Below are 16,491 nucleotides of genomic sequence, written 5' to 3'. Positions count from 1 at the left end.
GGGCCGGCAAATCCGTCCGCCGCGGCGACGAACACGCCCCGGCCGAGCAGGACGCCGACGGGGGTGCCGACCCTGACCGCGACCGCGACGGAGATCCCGACCGTCGAGCCGGTGGTGACGGCCAGCCCGGGCCCGGCGCCGGACTTGGAACTGCTGAACGTAACCTTCGCCGAAGGTCCGAGTGGAACGATCTTCATGGGGGAGATGCGCAACAACACAGCCGAGGCGATGATCTTCCCGGGGCGGGAAGACGCGCTGCATCTGAGATTGGAGAAATGGGTGGGTGGCGGATATTATCCTTATTATCATCATCAATATGATGTGTATTTAAAACCCGAGATACAGGCGGATAGGATGAATTGTCTGCTCTATCCGGGAGAAACGGGCGTGGCGATGTTTAGCATTTCCTTAGAGTGTTCGGATAGAAATATTTGTAAAGTTGAAAGCGAGGAATTATCCGGTCCTCCCCCCCAGCTCGGCATGCGGCTGATAAGTTATGAAGCCTTCTACCGAAGCTGGGAGTATATATATGAAGTAGGAGTAAGAAAGGGTTATAAGTATTCGCCGGAGATCCACCCGGGGTACCACCCGCCGGCGGAGAACCTGGAGTATGAAATCCGGGGTGAAAATATGGTGATAAACTACGATTTGGAAATCGCGCTTCCGGATCTGCGAACCGCTTATCTCGATCCATCGTGGATAATCCTTTATGATGAGGCGGGGAAAATCATAAACATCTTACGTACGGATCTACGGTTTGAAAAGACATCCAGATTCGCCGGAAAAATTCACATCTACGGAATCGGAGGCGCGGAGATACAAATGCCATGGGAAACACCGACGATCGACAACCAGTGGTGGGAACCGATGGCGGACTTGTCCGAAGCGGATTGGGGGAGGATCTCCCGCATCAGGGTGTTCAACGAGTTGGCGGATTTCAATTTTTGTTATAAAGACCTGCAAAGTCAACACGGCTGAGGGGGATGCGATATGAAAAAGATGAAATCGTGCCTGTGGATTGTCCTCCTCTCCATTGCGGCGCTGAAGCCTGTGATTGTGTACGCAGAGGAAGACATTACGTGCGAAGAATACCCTGTTGCTGTCAAATTTCCCGGCGACGAGCAACAATATGGTTTCGCGGTTACCGGTGCGAAGAAGATCTCCCCGGAATATCCGATCGTCATCGGGCAGGACATGGAGGAGAAGACGGGGGTGGACCTGACCGTGGAAGTCTCATCCCTGCCGATGACGGTCACGTATTGGGCGCCGGTCGAGGTGATGGAATGCGTCGAGGATAAAAACCGGAAAGGGTACGATGACGATTGCCCGCCGCAGTATTTCATGACGAAGGTCAGAAAATGCGTGGAGGTGAAAGACGAGCCGGTGCGCCGGACGATCATCGGAGCTTCGTTGCAGGTGTGGCTGGAGCCTGCGGAGGTTACGCGTAAGTGGCTTGGATGGAGTACGGATGATGATAATCATTACCCTCTGCGCTACGTGTTTCCGGAGAAGTGGGCGCTGGGGACCTGGACTCCGGAGGGCTTTACGACGGTCGGCAGCGATTTCATGTTCACCGAGGCGCAAATCGACGCGATCATCGCGCAAAATCCCGGATTCGAGTTTCTGAAGGGCGATCCGCGCGCGGAGGACATCCCGACCTATGCGCTGACGAGGGTGCAGGACCCCACGACGGACGCGGCGCGGGCGCAGCGGGTGCTGGCGCTCTATGGAGAATTCACCAATTGGTACACCGGGGCGCCGACGACGGCGGACGGACCGTGCCTGGTGGACAACAGAATAACGGACGGCTATTGCCAGACGGCGACCAACCTGAGCATGACGACGCCGGAGACGGAGTTGTTTAATGCCGACCTGAACGCGGAGGGTATTACTTACATTCGGCTGGATCTGCGTCAGGTCCCGATGGATCTGCCCGGGGAGTGGTTCATCGGGGTAAGCGTCAAAGTAAATCCGGCGAAGTACTATCATGAAACCAGGACGGAACCATCCCCCGCGAACCTGCATATGGACACGGGCAATGGATATAGGAAAGATAATAGCAAATTTACCGTCTACATTCTGATCTCCACCCTCTGCAACTCGGCGGAGGTCGACGGATGCACGATGTGAAAATGAAAAGACCGAGGCGGTCTTTAAGACCGCCTCGGTCTTATGACACATAGATATACCGATATGGTACACCACTTTCCCTCCACCCCCCAAGCGCACTTCCCCCCATCCCTTCGGGGATGGGGGAATTGAAACCGCACTCAGAAATTGGAGGAGCCCAGGGGGGAGTGTGATGGATCAAGCGAGAAAAAGCTGGGACGGATAGCTACTGGGAGTGATAATGAACAAGAAGGGCGTCCTCAGCATCGTGTGCATTCTTCTGGCGGCAACCGCCGCCTGCTCGGCTGGGCCGGCAAATCCGTCCGCCGCGGCGACGAACACGCCCCGGCCGAGCAGGACGCCGACGGGGGTGCCCACGCCGACCCCGACCGCGATGGAGATCCCGACCGTCGAGCCGGTGGTGACGGCCAGCCCGGGCCCGGCGCCGGACCTGGAACTGCTGAACGTGACCTTCGCCGAGGGCCCGCTGGGGACGATATTCATGGCCGAGATGCGTAATAATACCAGCGAGGCGATGATCTTTCCGGGAATGGAGTGGGCGCTGCGGCTTGGGGTGGAAGGATGGTGGGAATCCAGAGGATATTACTTTCATATTTTGGAAGACGTTTATGTCAAACCCGGCTCAGACGATAAGAGGATGAATTGCGTCCTATATCCGGGAGAGGTTGGGGTGATCGCATTTGACCTTTCCAATTATTGCAGCGGCGGTCAATCGAATTGTCCGGGGGAATGGGGGGAATTGGACACTCCGCCGCCGCATTTGGGGTATCGGATAAACAATTACGAAGCCTTTTACTTGCGCTGGGATGAGATATACGAAAAATTATCTTGGCGTGGATACTCGCCGACGATCTATGAGGGGTACCATCCGCTGCCGGAAAAGGTGAAGTACGAAATCCGCGGATCCATTATGGCGATACGCTTCGACAGCAAAAACATCCCTCCCGGTGTTGAATATCAACCATTTTACACATTTCCTTCGTGGATAATCCTGTATGATATCGAAGGGAAAATAATTAATGTATTATATGAAAAACTAAGATACGCCACCGGTGAAAACCAGTATTATGGAATTGGTATTGAACATCCTTCTTTTGCGGGAAAAACGCCAATGGCCGAATATCAATGGTGGGAGACTCCGGATATCGAAAACCAAATTTGGGAATCGTATGCGTATCTGGGCGAAGAGGAGCTTGGGCGAGTAGCACGAGTTAGGATATTCAACGAGATATCCGATTACACGTTTTGTAGCAAAGAGTTGTAGTGACATTCAATTCTTAGGTGCGAAATGAAAATAAACAAATGGTCTCTGCTGACGGGTTTGTTTTTTATTGCGTTGATGAAAACCGCACCGGCACGGGCGCAGGCGGCAGACCCGTGTGAGGGGTATCCGGTGAAAGTTACTTTTCCGGATAAAGAAGAGTTTGGCTTTGAAATCACACTGGCGAAAAAGACGACCCCGGAATACCCGATTGTCATCGGGCAGGACATGGAGGAGCAAACGGGTGTGAGCATTACGGTGGAAATTGCATCCCTGCCGATGACGGTCACGTACTGGGCGCCGGTCGAGGTGGAGGAGTGCGTCGAGGATAGAACCCGGAGGGGATACGATGACGATTGCCCGCCGCATTATTTCCTGACGAAGGTCAGAAAATGCGTGGAGGTGAAAGGCGAGCCGGTCCGTCGGACAATCATCGGTAATTCGTTGAAGGTCTGGCTGGAACCATCGGAAGAAACATTAGATTGGCTTGGTTGGAATATCGATTATTTGGCGGTGAAAGAATATCCCCTTCGCTACATGTTTCCGGAGGAGTGGTCGTTGGGGACCTGGACGCCGGAAGGGTACACAACAGTCGGCGAAGATTTTATTTATACCGAGGAGCAGATCGACGCGCTGATCGCGGCAAATCCCGGGTTCGAATTCCTGAAGGGCGATCCGCGTCCGGAAGATATCCCCACCCATGCATTGGTGAGGGCTCAGGATCCGGTGGAGGGGGCGGGGAAGCGGGTGCTGGCGCTGTACGGCGAGTTTATCAACTGGTACACCCAAGGTTGGACGACGCTGGAGGGCGCGTGTCTGATCGAGCGGCCGGGGATGAAGAATGCGCGCTGTCAGACGGCGACCAACCTGAGTCAGATGACTCCCGGGACAGGATTTTTCAACGCCGACTTGGACGCACCGGGAATAACCTACCTGCGGTTGGATCTGCTCAATGCGCCGATGGACCTTCCCGGGGTGTGGTATGTCGGAGTGAGTGTGATGGTAAACCCGGCGAAGTATTACAACGGACAAAGGTTGGAGCCGAATTGGATGAATGCCAATACCCATATTTATCCGGGCCATGGATATGAGAAAGAAGGCAGCAAATTTACCGTCTATATCCTGATCTCGACGCTATGCAACTCGGCGGAGATCGACGGGTGTACGAGGTAGGGGGGTGAAACGCCGAGACGGGCGTAGAGCCCGCCTCGGCGTAAAGAAAAATGCAGAATCGGCACGGCCCATCATCTACGCTCCGACATTCGCGCAGCGTATGTGTTCAAAGCGGGGACCGCTTCGGTTATGTAATGCAGGCGGATTGGTCGTCGCTTATGAGCTCTTCCGTCTGTAAAATCTCCACCCGTGGATCTCCGCCGCAAACGCGTAGTTGCCTTCGAACCACTCCCGGAATTCCGCCTGGGCCGCTCCGCCGGCGGGGATTTCCAGGAACGGCGTCACCGGATTCTTGGTATCGACGATCCACAACGGCGGATCGGCCCGCACCCCGGCGAAGAACCGCGCGGCGTCCGCCTCCTGCGCATATCCTGAATGGTAGAGCGGGTATAGATACGCGTACCGGGTCGGGCTCGCGCGCTGCGTGGCGAAGTTCAACCCCGCCTCCGCGCCCCAGAACAAGACGCCGTCCTGCGCGGTGCTGTTGGCGCGCAAATAATCCGTCACGTCCGAATAATCGTTGGCCCGGCAGGCGCCGGCCTGCGTGACCATGGCCGGCGCCGAGGCGGCGAACAACCCCGCGGAGAGCAGCGCGGCGCCGGCGAGCCGCGCCGGAAAAGACAGCTCGTGGAACCGCGCGCCGCGCAGCAGCGCCCACAGCGCGAGCGCCGCGAAGACCGAAAACGCCGGAAGTAGACTCAAGTAATAATGCGTCTCCACCCGGCCGGGAAGCGCGGCCAGGAGCAGTTCGACCGGCAATGCGAAAAGCGCCGCCTTCAGCCAGCCGCCTGAAGTGCGGAAGATCCCATTGCCGCGCGCCCACAGCCAAGCTCCCGCCGACCAACCGATCCAACCCAGGATCCCGAAACCCGCTTCCGAGACGGCTTCCAGCCCGCGGACGACGCTTTTTCCTGCGGCCGCAACTCCGGTCTCGGCATAAAAAAAGTTGTAGCGGAACGCCGCGTCCCAAAGATCGGTCAGCGCGCCGTGGACGGCGAAATAGCCCAGCGCCGGGAGGAAGGCCAGGGCGGCGCCGGCCGCCGCATAGCCTGTTTCGCGCAGGGCGGAGATTCCTTGTTTGCGGCGGAGCGACGACAGAATCCGGTACGCCGCGACGATGGCCGGGATCCCGATCAGGTTTTGTTTTAAAAGGAACAGGCAGCCGCCGAGGATACCGAGAAGGAACATCCGGCCGCGTTCGGGCCGGTCATCGCCCATACCCGCGGCCAGGAAGAGGCAGGCGAACTGCATCGGAAGCGCATATTCGGTAGCCAGATTGCCGCCCATCGCCAGAACGAAAAACGCGCCCAGCATCAACGGCAGGCAAATCCCGGCCGGCCACGGGCCGAAGGTTTGCTTCAGCAGGCGGTACGCCAGCAGGCAGGCCGCGCCGAGCGAAATCCATTCGAGCGCCCATACGCCCCAAGCCGATCCGCCGCCGAGCGTCAGGCCGGCCGCGTTGATGAAATAGATCAGCGGCGGTTTATGGTCCCACACGTCCCGGTAGGGCACTTCCCCCTCTTGCATCCGCCAGCCGGTGTAGAGGAATGCGCCCGAATCCCGGAACGGGAAGCGCTGGAAAAGGGGCGAGGAGGGAAGCAGGGCGCAGGCCGCCAGGAATCCGCAGAGGAGGATTTCCCGGATGGGAAACCGGGATAGCGCCGGTATCTTCTTTTCTGCGCTTTGCGTCATGCGATTATCCTTCCGGGGTTTCCGAGCAATTGTGCGCCAATTGTCCGGAAAACGCAATCGGTGCCCGGTAAAAAACAAAGCGGCCGGGAAGGCCGCCGAACTCCGTCTGTGGACCGTTATGCCCGCGCCTGCCCTCGGAACGGGGGTGTTCTTAGCGGGCATGAGGCCGCAGAAAACCTGGATTCCCGCTGGAACCACGCGGGAATGACGAACAACTAACTGGATGGAATAATTTAGAAACGCGATCCAACCAATTTTTAACAGCCCTTTGGCAGGGGAGGAGTCACGTCCCCTCTTCCCACGAAGTCAGGTATTTATGCTGTTCGGCGGAGAGGGTGTCGATCCGCACGCCCATGCCTTCCAGCTTGATCCGCGCGATCTCGCGGTCGAGTTCCTCCGGAAGGCGGTGGACGATTTTCTCGAGTTTGCCGGAATTCTGAGCCATGTATTCCGCGCTGAGCGCCTGGTTGGCGAACGACATGTCCATCACGCTCGCCGGATGTCCCTCGGCGGCGGCCAGGTTGATCAGCCGGCCCTCGGCCAGGAGATTGACCTTGCGGCCGTTGGGAAGCGTGTATTGGTCGACGAATTCGCGCACCTTGCGCTTGCTCTTCGCCATTTTTTCCAGCGCCGGGATGTTGATCTCCACGTTGAAGTGGCCGGAGTTGGCGACGATCGCGCCGTCCTTCATCTTCTCGAAATCCGGCCCGTCGATGACGTTGACGTCGCCGGTGACGGTGCAGAAGAAGTCGGCGATCGGGGCGGCGTCGTCCATCGGCATCACCCGGAAGCCGTCCATCACCGCCTCCACCGCTGCCACCGGATCCACCTCGGTGACGATCACGTTCGCCCCGATCCCGCGGGCGCGCATCGCCAGGCCCTTGCCGCACCAGCCGTAGCCGGAGACGACGAAGGTCTTGCCCGCCAAGAGGACGTTGGTGGCGCGCACGATCCCGTCGATGGTGGATTGGCCGGTGCCGTAGCGGTTGTCGAAGAGGTGTTTGGTCATCGAATCGTTGACCGCGATCACCGGGAAGCGCAGCGCCCCGGAGGCCGCCATCGCCTTGAGCCGGATCACGCCGGTGGTGGTCTCCTCCGTCCCGCCGGCCACCTCTTTGCACTGATCCGGACGTTCCTTGTGGAGCGTGGACACCAGATCGGCGCCGTCGTCCATCGTCATGTGCGGGTGCGTATCCAGCGCGGCGTAGATGTGCTGGTAATACGTGGCGTGGTCCTCGCCTTTCACCGCGAAGACCGGGATCTCGAAATGCGTCACCAGCGAAGCGGCGACGTCATCCTGGGTGGAAAGCGGGTTCGAGGCGCACACCACCACATCCGCCCCGCCCAGCTGGAGGGTGTGCAGGAGGTTGGCCGTTTCGGTGGTGACGTGCAGGCAGGCGGCCATGCGCAGCCCGGAAAGCGGGCGCTCCTTGGCGAACCGCTCGCGGATTTGGCGCATGACGGGCATTTCCTGTTCGGCCCATTCGATCCGCAGACGGCCGCCGTCCGCCAGTTTGGGGTTCTTGATGTCGAATTCGCGTTTCATGCAGGCTCCTTGAGTGCTGTCCTAACCCCCATCCCTCCTCAACCCCGTCCCCGTCCCCTCCCCTTCTCCTGGCTTACGCTAGGAGAAGGGGAGGGGTGAAGGGGAGGAGATGAGGCAGGGGATGGAGGGGAAGGGTCAGGTCAGAATTTTTTCCACCGTATTGTCTTTTCCGAACGCTTGCTCGTACCGCGCCAGAAATTCTGCGCGCGCATATTGATGGTTCTGCGTGCCCACTTCCTCGAGGCAATAGGTCGCCGCCAGCGCCCCCAGCCGGCCGCAGGTATCCCATGGGGCTTGGTGCGCCATTCCCTTCAGCAGGCCGCCGCGGAAGGCGTCGCCCACCCCGGTCGGATCGGCGATCCGCCGCGGCGGAACGACCGGAACCTCGAATTGCGAATTCCCAGCCTTGATCCGCGAACCTTTTTCCCCGAGGGTCACGATCACGGTCTCGATACCCGCTTCCAGCTCCGCCTCGCTGCGCCCGGTCTTCTTGGAGATCAGCCCGAACTCGTATTCGTTGCAGATCAGGATCCGGCAGGAGTCGATTCCCGCCGCGACGTCCGCGCCGTCCATCCGGGCGACCTGCTGGGAGGGGTCGTACATCAGCGGCAGGCCGAGCTCCCGGCATTCGCGGGCGTACTTCACCATCGCCGCCGGATCGTTGGGCGAGATCACCGCGAGGTCCGGCTTCGGCGAAACGTCCCGCAAGGTCAACTCCGCCGCGCGGCCCATCGCGCCGGGATAGAACGAAGCCAGCTGGCAGTTGGCCTTGTCGGTGGTGGCGAAGAACGATCCGGTGTAGCAATCGTCGTACTGCTTGGTCAGCGAGGTGTCCACCCCGGCCGCTTCCAGCGCGGCGCGGTATTCTCCGAAATCCATGCCTGCGGTCGCCATAAGCCGCGGCCGTTCGCCGAGCAGGGCCAGCGTGTAGGCAATGTTGCCGGCGGTCCCGCCGCGATGGCGGGCTAGGCCGTCGACCAGGAATGAGAGGCTGAGCGAATCCAGCTTCTCGGGTAGGATCTGCTCGCGGAACAAGCCCGGGAAGGTCATCAGGCAGTCGAAGGCGACCGATCCGGTGAGGACGATGTTCATGTTCTGCTCCCGCGCAAAAAGCGCTCCCTTCGCGAGAGCGCCGCGGGAGTATGGTAACATGCGCAGGCGGCTTTGTCAAAATCGGAGGGTCAATTTCTCGTCGGAGAGGGACAAGGGAATGTATCGGAAGCCGATCAAGCCCCGGCCGCCTCTCTCTGTTCCAAGCCGTCCTGAACCCTGAAAAGGCGAAGGAGTGCGTCGAAATTCCTATTCCGTGATGGATCATCAGTGCCGCCCTCAGCCCGGCCTTCTTTCAGCATACCCCTGCTTCCCCCGGCGAAAACCATGCCGAGGGCGGGCGCGAGGGCAGGTGCTGGGAGAAGGCGGCCGAACCTGTCCCGGAGCGAAGCGACGGGAGGCCGGTTGAGGGGCGGAAGGAGGATTTCTCCCCCGCGGATGCCGGACGAGTGAAGTACACTACGAGATGAAAATGACGCGCCGATTTCCGTTTTTATTTCCACTCCTCCTCGCGCTTTCCGCATGTGCGCTTCCGCGCGCGGAGATTCCGCATGCGGCGACTGCGGCCGGGCCGACCTTGACCGCGACCGCCGTCCCCTCACCGACGGTCGCGCCGAGCGCCACGCCGTCCTTGAATGAAAGCCTCCTGCTCGGAGACCGCGCCCTGCTCAACGGGGATTGGGCCGCCGCGGCGGCGCACTACCAGGCGGCGCTGGCCGCCGGAGCGGAGCCGGAACGCGCGGCGTTTTTCCTGGCGCGCACGATGTACCATGCCGCGGATCTCGCCGGCGCGCGTTCGATGCTGGAGAGCCTGATCGGCGGATATCCGGCGGGCGCCTTCGCCGGGCGCGCCCAATTGCTCCTCGGCGAGGTCGCCGCTTCGCAGGCGGATTGGGCCGCCTCGGTCGCCGCGTATCAGAATTTTCTCCTGCTTGCCCCGGGGTTGTTGAACGATTTCGTCCAGGAGCGGGTCGGCGATTCTTCGCTCGCCGGCGGGTGGACCGATCAGGCGGTCCAGGCGTATGCCGCCGCGGCGGACGCCTCCAATCCGGCCAACCGGCTGCGGCTCTTGGAGAAGGAGGCCGACGCGCTCTCGGGCGCGAAACAGGCCGAAGCGGCGATCCCCATTTACGAGGAAGTGCTGGCCGGGGTGACCAGCACCTACGCCAAGGCGCGGCTGCAGCGCAAGATCGGCGGCGCGCTGATCGCCCTCGGGCGGGCGGAGGAGGGTTACGCCCGCTACGAGGCGGCGCTCGAGTACCCCGCGGCGTACGACGCCTTCCTGTGCCTTTCGGAATTGATCTACGCCGGACGCTCCGTCGACAACCTGATCCGCGGGATCGTGGATTATTACGCGGGCGTGCACGACACGGCGCTGGTTGTCCTGACCGACTACCTCGCGGCGGATCCCGCCGAACCGGCCAAGGCGCTCTACTTCCGCGGCCTGGCCGCCCGCGCTCTCGACCGGCCCGGGGAGGCGGCGGCGGATTTCGAGGCCGCGGCGGCGCTCGGTCTTGAAACCGGCTTTTGGGATTCGGCGCTGTTCGAGCTGGCGTATACCCGCTGGGCTTGGCTCGACGATACCGCCGGCGCGGTTTCGATTCTCGCCGGCTTGGCGGATGCGATACCGGCTCACCCACGCTCCCCGGAAGCGCTGTATACCGCCGCGCGGATCGCCGAGCGCGGTGGGGAACTGACCCTGGCCGCGCAACTCTGGACCCGCATGGCGCAGGATTACCCGGCCGATTCCGGCGCCGCGGAGGCGCGGCATCTGGCGGGCATTGCCCTCTACCGGCTCGGGGACTACGCGGGCGCGGAAGCCGCGTGGGCGGCGGGCGCTTCCTCCGGCGACGGCTGGACCCGCTCCCGGGCGCTGTTCTGGACGTCCAAGGCGCGCGGGATGCGCGGGGATCCGGAGGGCTCGCGGTCCGCGCTGGAGCAGGCCGCAGCCGCCTCGCCGACCGATTACTATTCCGAACGGGCGGCCGACATCCTGGCCGGAAACCGCGCCTTCTCCCGCAGCTTCGAGATCAACCTGGCGTTCGACCTCGACGCCGAATACCTGCAGGCGGAAGCCTGGGTCCAGTCGGTGTTCGCGTCGGATCAACCGATCGAACAACGGTACGCGGGGGTGAAGAACGATCCCCGCCTGGCGCGCGGCGGCGTGTTATGGGACATCGGTCTGTACGACGAGGCGCGGGCGGAGTTCGATGGTTTGTGGTTTTCGGCCGCGAACGATCCGGCCGGTTCGCTCTACCTCAGCCGCCGCTTCGAGGCGATCGGCTACTATCCGGGCGCGACCCAGGCCGCGCGCCAGGTGCTTGACGCCGCCGGATTGAACGACGCGCAGACTCTCGCCGCGCCGGCCTACTTCAACCACGTCCGCTTCGGCCCCTACTTCATGGATCTGATCGTCCCCCAGGCGGCGCGTTTCTCGCTCCACCCGCTGCTGCTCTTCGGACTGGTTCGCCAGGAATCGCTCTTCGGGATCTCCGCCGCCTCGGCCGCGAACGCCCACGGGCTGATGCAGTTGATCCCCTCGACCGCCGAGGCGGTCGCCGCCGAGCTTGGGATGGCCGGCCTGACCGTCGGCGACCTCTACCGGCCGGTGATCAACGTCCAGCTCGGGGCGGCCTATCTCGCAGCCCAGCGGGATTCCTTCGGCGGCAGCCTGTTCCAGGCGCTTGCCGCCTACAACGCCGGACCGGGCAGTGCATCCTTTTGGCGCGACCTCGCCGGAGGCGACGACGATCTTTTCGTCGAAGTGATCCGCTATGACGAGACGAGGAATTACGTGCGGCGGGTGTATGAGAATTACGTCATCTATTCCGATCTGTACCAGGCGGGGTAAGGGTTTATTTCGCAAGGGGTGTTTTTAGCGGAGATCCATTTTTTCCATTCGAATTTGGGACGGGGTTGGCTATAAAGCAAGCGAACTGCTCGATGGGTTAATTCCATGCAGTCGTTTGTTCGTCATTCCCGCGTGGTCTTGGCGGGAATCCAGGATCTTGGCCACTAGATGACCTTAACGGGCCTCTCGCTCCAAGGTTGTTCCGGTTCCCCATCACCGGGAACCTTAATATTCCAGGGAAGCAAGCGCAGGCACCTGCCACGGGATTAGCCCGGGATGACGATCCCGAGACGGCGTGACGTTCTTTCCGGACAGTCCCATGACGGATTCTATCGCCCCGGAATATTCTTGGTCCAGAGCGGCCAACCTGACCTACGCTACGGATAATCCCCCGGGTTCTTTAATTTCTCGCGGAAGGCGATCCGAAATTTCCGCACTTTCGGATTGATCGTCAGCGCGCAGTACATCTGGTGCGGGTTGGTTTTAAAGTAATTTTGGTGGTAATCCTCGGCTGGGTAGAAAGCCGTGAACGGAACGATCTCGGTCACAATCGGCAGGGGCCACAGCCGCTCCTCCTCGATCCTCCGTTTCACCTCTTCGGCCGCCCGCTTCTGTGCCTCGTCGTGGTAGAAAACCGCCGAGCGGTACTGCGTTCCGACGTCCGCGCCCTGGCGGTTGGGCGTGGTCGGATCGTGCGTGTGCCAGAAGATGTCGAGCAGGTCGGTGTAGGAGACGACCGCCGGGTCGAAGGTGATCTGCACCGCTTCGGCATGCCCGGTCGTCCCGGTGCAAACCTCCTCGTAGGTGGGATCGGCTTTTTCCCCGCCGGCGTATCCGGATGCGACCCGTTCCACTCCGCGCACGTCCTGGAACACCGCTTCCACGCACCAGAAGCAGCCGGCGGCGAAGGTGGCGGTTTCGAGTTTGTCGATCATTGAGGCCTCATTTTTCATCCGGCGCGTACATTTAGAACGACGGTAATGCCGGCGTTATCCACGGAGGACACGGAGATCCACGGAATGAAAATCCGTGCCGCTCCGTATTCTCCGTGGATTTTCTATGTAGTGTTTCATTTTTTCTCGATCGCGGTCTACAGCGAATAATACAGAATCCGATGCGCTTTCGCCGCCGCGGGGAACAGTCCGGCCAGCTTGAACATCAGAAAATTGGCCGCCCCCAGTTTACGGATATCTTCCGATTGCATGAAGGTCCATTCTTCCTTCAGGCGGATCCCGGGCGCCCACGTTTCGATCCATTTCGGATCGTCGATCCCCCAACGGACCGTGGCGCCGGTCGTCTTCAGCACGTCGGCGCGCTTGATGTTCCGAGCCGTCAGCGTGCTGAAGGCGTCGAAGGCGATTTCGCATCCCGCAAACGCGTCCCGCAACCGGAGCAAGAGTTCCTTCACCTTTTCCTCGGCGAGATACATCAGTAAACCTTCGGCGACGATGAACGCCGGTTTGCCGCGGGGGATTTCCTTCAGCCAGCGGAAATCGGTGACGGACGAGGCGATCATGCGGTAGCGGGGTGATTCGGCGAAGAGCTTCCGGCGCAGTGCGATCACGTCCGGGAGGTCGAGGTCGAACCAGCGGACGGAGCCGTTGTCGACGCGGGCATGGCGCGTATCCAGCCCGCAGCCGAGGTGCAGCACGATTCCGTCCGGCGCGCGGGAAAGGAACCCGCGGACGTAATGGTCCAGGCGCTTGGCCCGCATGAAGACGGTCAGACGCGTCCCGGGTTTGAGCTTCAGGCGCGAGAAATCGTAATCGATCCGCTCCACGACCCTCCACGCCTCGGCGTCGGAGAACGCCCCCTTCGGCGCCGCGAGGGTTTTGCAGTAGAGCGTGATCATCAGCGTTTCCTGCTCGGCGGTGAGACGGACCTTTTCTTTCGGATCGGGCATGATGCGCTCCTTGCCGTTTGGGCTTCCCGCTTCCTGTGCTTCCCCAGCACTCCCGCCCCCTCTCCCGATTTGGGGCGGGAGAGGGGGCGGCACTCTGCCAACGGGACCTGTCCTCCAATGGCGCGCAGACGGTTTTTGACCGACAGAGCGCTTACGTGAGGGGGGCAGGGAGGTCAGGGTTTCTCCAGAAGATAGTCATTCCGGCGCCGAGCTCCCCGTTCGGGCGGCGGGTGAATCCGTAGCGTTCGTAAAACTCCTCCTTGCCCTTGGCGGCCATCAATCCGACGACCGCGTTGTGCGCGGCGGTGCGGCGGATGTATTCCATGGCGCGCTCCATCAGCCGTGCGCCGATTCCCTCGCCCTGGCGGTCCGGCGCGACGATCACATCCTGGATGTAGAAGGTCAATCCGCCGTCGCCGATGATGCGCGCCATGCCGATCATTCTTCCCTGCGAGCGGGCGCAGACGCAGTAGAGCGAGTTGCGAAGCGAGGGCGCGATCGCGGCCGGATCCGGGTTCCGCCATCCGACCAGGGCTCGCAGGGCAGCGTATTCCGCGGGGCTGGGGGATTCTTCGGACAGGGTGATCTCTTCCATGGCGTTCCCGGCGCAGGTCGGCCTCAGGCTTTCTTCACACCGGTGACATTTCCCTCGGCGTCGGTGACGAACGTACCTTTGCTCAAGTCGAGCAGGACAAGCGTGTTGCCCCACGGGTCGCGGACCACCGCGGCGCGGCCGACGGGGATGTCGAAGGGCGGCATGGCGATCGAGCCTCCCGTGGCGGCGAATGAATCGGCGGCCCGGTCCGCGGAATCCACCCGCCAATCCAGCGCCTCGTCCGGTCCGCGCGTGAAGAGCAAAAGCTCGCAATCGGAATCCGGAAGGCGCAGGGCGGCCGAGTCCTCGGTGCGCCAGAGGAGCTGGCGCCCGAGCCGGTCGCGGTAGAAAGAAAGTCCGGATTCCAGATCCGGCACGGGCAGGCGGACGCAATCCGGTTTCTGCAGTAGAGGCTTCATGGAGATGATTTTCCTGGAAGGATGTCAGGATTGTAGCACGACGCCAAGGAAAGAACGACCAAACACCACCCGGGAAATGGAACGAACGATGTCATTGCGAAGAGCGGCGGGGGCGGCGACGTTCCGCCCCGCCGCGAAGAAGCGACCCAGTTCTTCTGGAAAAAGGGAACTGCTTCGCCGCCCCGGAGATTTCAGCGCCGCCCCTGGCAAGGACTAAATCCCAACTTTTCCATTCCGACGGCCCGTGCGTCATCCTCCCGCGCCGACGGCTTTCGCCGCGCGTTCCACGCTGTCGGACGGGCTGACCGAGATTTGAATATCCGCCAGGTTGCCGTGCTCGTCGATGACGAAATGGCTGCGGATGATCCCCAGCCCGCTCCAAGCGCCGTAGGATTCGGCGACGCGGTGATCCGCGTCCGTCAGGAGCGAAAAGGGCAGGTTGTGTTTTTCCCTGAACGCCCGGTGGGATTCGGGGCCGTCCGGGCTTACGCCCAGCACGACGGCGTTTTGTTCCTCGATCCGGGGAAATTGGTCTCGGAATCCGCAAGCCTGGGCGGTGCAACCAGGGGTGTCGTCTTTCGGGTAGAAGTAGAGGATGACGCGCCGGCCGCGGAATTCCGACAGTCTGACAGCCCGGCCGGAATCGCCGGGGAGTACAAAATCCGGGGCCGGATCGCCGATAGATAGTTTTCTGGCATTCATGGCGGCCTCCTTGGATGAGTTCGCTCTGGCATCCCGTTCCCCATGTCTGCGTACCGGATCCGGCGGATTAAGACGCGAGTCTGGGGTAAGCGGGAGCTGGTTCTTTTTCAACCCATTAAAAATATACATTAAAGCAAAGCCGTTTATTCGGAGGGTCGTGTCCATAATTCGCAAATAGCCGGAATTTCTTCCGGCAAGAAAGCCGGACTCATCGATAATTAATTCTGCGCGTTCGTTACCCGTACCTCCGGCTTTCCGGGATTCGCAAATGCGGACCTGACAGGTGCGGACCTGACAGGTCGACACCTGTCAGGTCCGCACCTGTCAGGTCCGCCGCGGTTCGGCTAGGCCGGCCGGTACGGCGCCAGGTTGTCGATGTCGCCGACGAATTGCGGCAGGTCGGTGTGCCCGAGCGCCTGGCGGATGGCCAGGTTTTCTCCGTTGTGGTACCAGTAATGGTAGATCACGCGCTGCAAGAGGTTGCCGATGGAATAGCGCCCGAAATCCTCTCCCCGGTCGAGGATTGTCGTCATGTCGCCTTCGACGAGCGAATTCAGCCAAGGGTCGACCGCGGCGGTGACGGCGTTCCAGGCGTTCTGTACCTCCGCCAGGCCGGGAGCGCAGGCGGGGGCGCCGTAAGCGTAGGCGATGTTGACGTCCGGAAGCAGGATCCGCTTTTGGCCTCCGTACAAAAAGCAGAGCTGCTCCTGCCAGGCCAGGTGCCCGACGTTCCAGCTGATGCAGTTCAAGGGGGGCAGGCGGCGCGCGGCGTCGGCCTCCGAGAGGCTCTCCAGCCCGCGCTGGAATTCGTTGCGGGTAAACCGAAGTTGATCGATTAATGGGTGGGTCATCGTATCCTTTCCGGTGGAACGGCGAGAAACAGTCCGCGTTTCCGCGCCGACTTGCGGGATTTCAGACAGGCGGCGGACGGACCATCGGATTATAGGCCATTCTTGCGGAGTCGGAATGGATGAGGAAGCGCATCGGAGGCGGGCACGCACTTTCCCGATGATCCGCAGACGGACGCATCCCCCCGGTTTCTCCTCGGCCGTTCCCGTTTTTCAGGCGAATGGGACTTTTTACTCTCCCCATTCGTACTAAGGGGGTGGGTCGGAAATGAAGAATAAGACTAACGTAACGAAAAGAGATTATCTTTGTCGTATCGTTTC

General features: G+C 61.1%; 15 protein-coding genes. 5 read left to right on the top strand and 10 right to left on the bottom strand.

Annotation, left to right across the window (positions count from 1 at the left end; translation table 11 throughout):
* Positions 1 to 197: hypothetical protein (locus JW929_04010; GenBank protein MBN1438553.1), on the bottom strand; the 197-nt coding region annotated here is incomplete at its 3' end.
* Between JW929_04010 and JW929_04005 the strand changes: the two genes are divergently transcribed.
* From JW929_04005 to JW929_03990, 4 genes are all read left to right on the top strand, one after another.
* Entirely contained in the window at positions 196 to 978 is a 783-nt protein-coding gene (locus JW929_04005) for a hypothetical protein (protein MBN1438552.1), read from the top strand. The genes JW929_04010 and JW929_04005 overlap by 2 nt on opposite strands.
* Positions 979 to 990: 12 nt before the next feature.
* Positions 991 to 2,130 carry a hypothetical protein gene (locus JW929_04000; protein MBN1438551.1) on the top strand — a complete coding sequence of 380 codons (1,140 nt, stop codon included), beginning with the start codon at positions 991 to 993 and terminating at the stop codon, positions 2,128 to 2,130.
* 220 nt (positions 2,131 to 2,350) lie between these two features.
* Positions 2,351 to 3,394, top strand: coding sequence for a hypothetical protein (locus tag JW929_03995; GenBank protein ID MBN1438550.1), 1,044 nt, complete (start codon positions 2,351 to 2,353; stop codon positions 3,392 to 3,394).
* 57 nt (positions 3,395 to 3,451) lie between these two features.
* On the top strand, positions 3,452 to 4,564 hold the full coding sequence (locus JW929_03990; protein MBN1438549.1) for a hypothetical protein: 1,113 nt from the start codon (positions 3,452 to 3,454) through the stop codon (positions 4,562 to 4,564).
* 156 nt (positions 4,565 to 4,720) lie between these two features.
* On the opposite strand, the gene JW929_03985 is transcribed toward JW929_03990, so the two are convergent.
* The 3 genes from JW929_03985 to JW929_03975 form a co-directional block, all read right to left on the bottom strand.
* Positions 4,721 to 6,256, bottom strand: coding sequence for a glycosyltransferase family 39 protein (locus JW929_03985; protein ID MBN1438548.1), 1,536 nt, complete (start codon positions 6,254 to 6,256; stop codon positions 4,721 to 4,723).
* A gap of 283 nt (positions 6,257 to 6,539) precedes the next feature.
* On the bottom strand, positions 6,540 to 7,802 hold the full coding sequence (locus tag JW929_03980; GenBank protein ID MBN1438547.1) for an adenosylhomocysteinase: 1,263 nt from the start codon (positions 7,800 to 7,802) through the stop codon (positions 6,540 to 6,542).
* Between the two features lie 135 nt (positions 7,803 to 7,937).
* Positions 7,938 to 8,894, bottom strand: coding sequence for a carbohydrate kinase family protein (locus JW929_03975; GenBank protein MBN1438546.1), 957 nt, complete (start codon positions 8,892 to 8,894; stop codon positions 7,938 to 7,940).
* 430 nt (positions 8,895 to 9,324) lie between these two features.
* On the opposite strand from JW929_03975, the gene JW929_03970 reads away from it, so the two are divergent.
* Positions 9,325 to 11,703 carry a lytic transglycosylase domain-containing protein gene (locus tag JW929_03970; GenBank protein MBN1438545.1) on the top strand — a complete coding sequence of 793 codons (2,379 nt, stop codon included), beginning with the start codon at positions 9,325 to 9,327 and terminating at the stop codon, positions 11,701 to 11,703.
* Positions 11,704 to 12,080: 377 nt separating this feature from the next.
* Here JW929_03970 and msrA read toward each other — a convergent pair whose 3' ends face one another.
* From msrA to JW929_03940, 6 genes are all read right to left on the bottom strand, one after another.
* On the bottom strand, positions 12,081 to 12,635 hold the full coding sequence (gene msrA / locus JW929_03965; protein MBN1438544.1) for a peptide-methionine (S)-S-oxide reductase MsrA: 555 nt from the start codon (positions 12,633 to 12,635) through the stop codon (positions 12,081 to 12,083).
* A 158-nt stretch (positions 12,636 to 12,793) separates the two neighbouring features.
* Complete coding sequence (locus JW929_03960; protein MBN1438543.1) at positions 12,794 to 13,606, bottom strand: class I SAM-dependent methyltransferase; 813 nt, start codon at positions 13,604 to 13,606, stop codon at positions 12,794 to 12,796.
* Positions 13,607 to 13,757: 151 nt separating this feature from the next.
* Positions 13,758 to 14,201, bottom strand: a complete 444-nt coding sequence (locus JW929_03955; GenBank protein MBN1438542.1) for a GNAT family N-acetyltransferase — start codon at positions 14,199 to 14,201, stop codon at positions 13,758 to 13,760.
* A 23-nt stretch (positions 14,202 to 14,224) separates the two neighbouring features.
* Positions 14,225 to 14,620: a VOC family protein gene (locus tag JW929_03950; protein MBN1438541.1), complete on the bottom strand. Its 396-nt coding sequence runs from the start codon at positions 14,618 to 14,620 to the stop codon at positions 14,225 to 14,227.
* Between the two features lie 249 nt (positions 14,621 to 14,869).
* Positions 14,870 to 15,322 (bottom strand): peroxiredoxin, encoded by a 453-nt coding sequence (locus JW929_03945; protein MBN1438540.1) that lies wholly within the window; start codon positions 15,320 to 15,322, stop codon positions 14,870 to 14,872.
* 344 nt (positions 15,323 to 15,666) lie between these two features.
* A complete protein-coding gene (locus tag JW929_03940; protein MBN1438539.1) occupies positions 15,667 to 16,173 on the bottom strand; it encodes a DinB family protein in 507 nt (168 codons plus the stop codon).
* Positions 16,174 to 16,491: the final 318 nt, after the last annotated feature.

This window comes from Anaerolineales bacterium (assembly GCA_016928575.1).
Classification (GTDB): domain Bacteria; phylum Chloroflexota; class Anaerolineae; order Anaerolineales; family RBG-16-64-43; genus JAFGKK01.
Note: the sequence above shows the minus strand (reverse complement) of the source record. Positions and strands in the feature narration are given on the sequence as shown.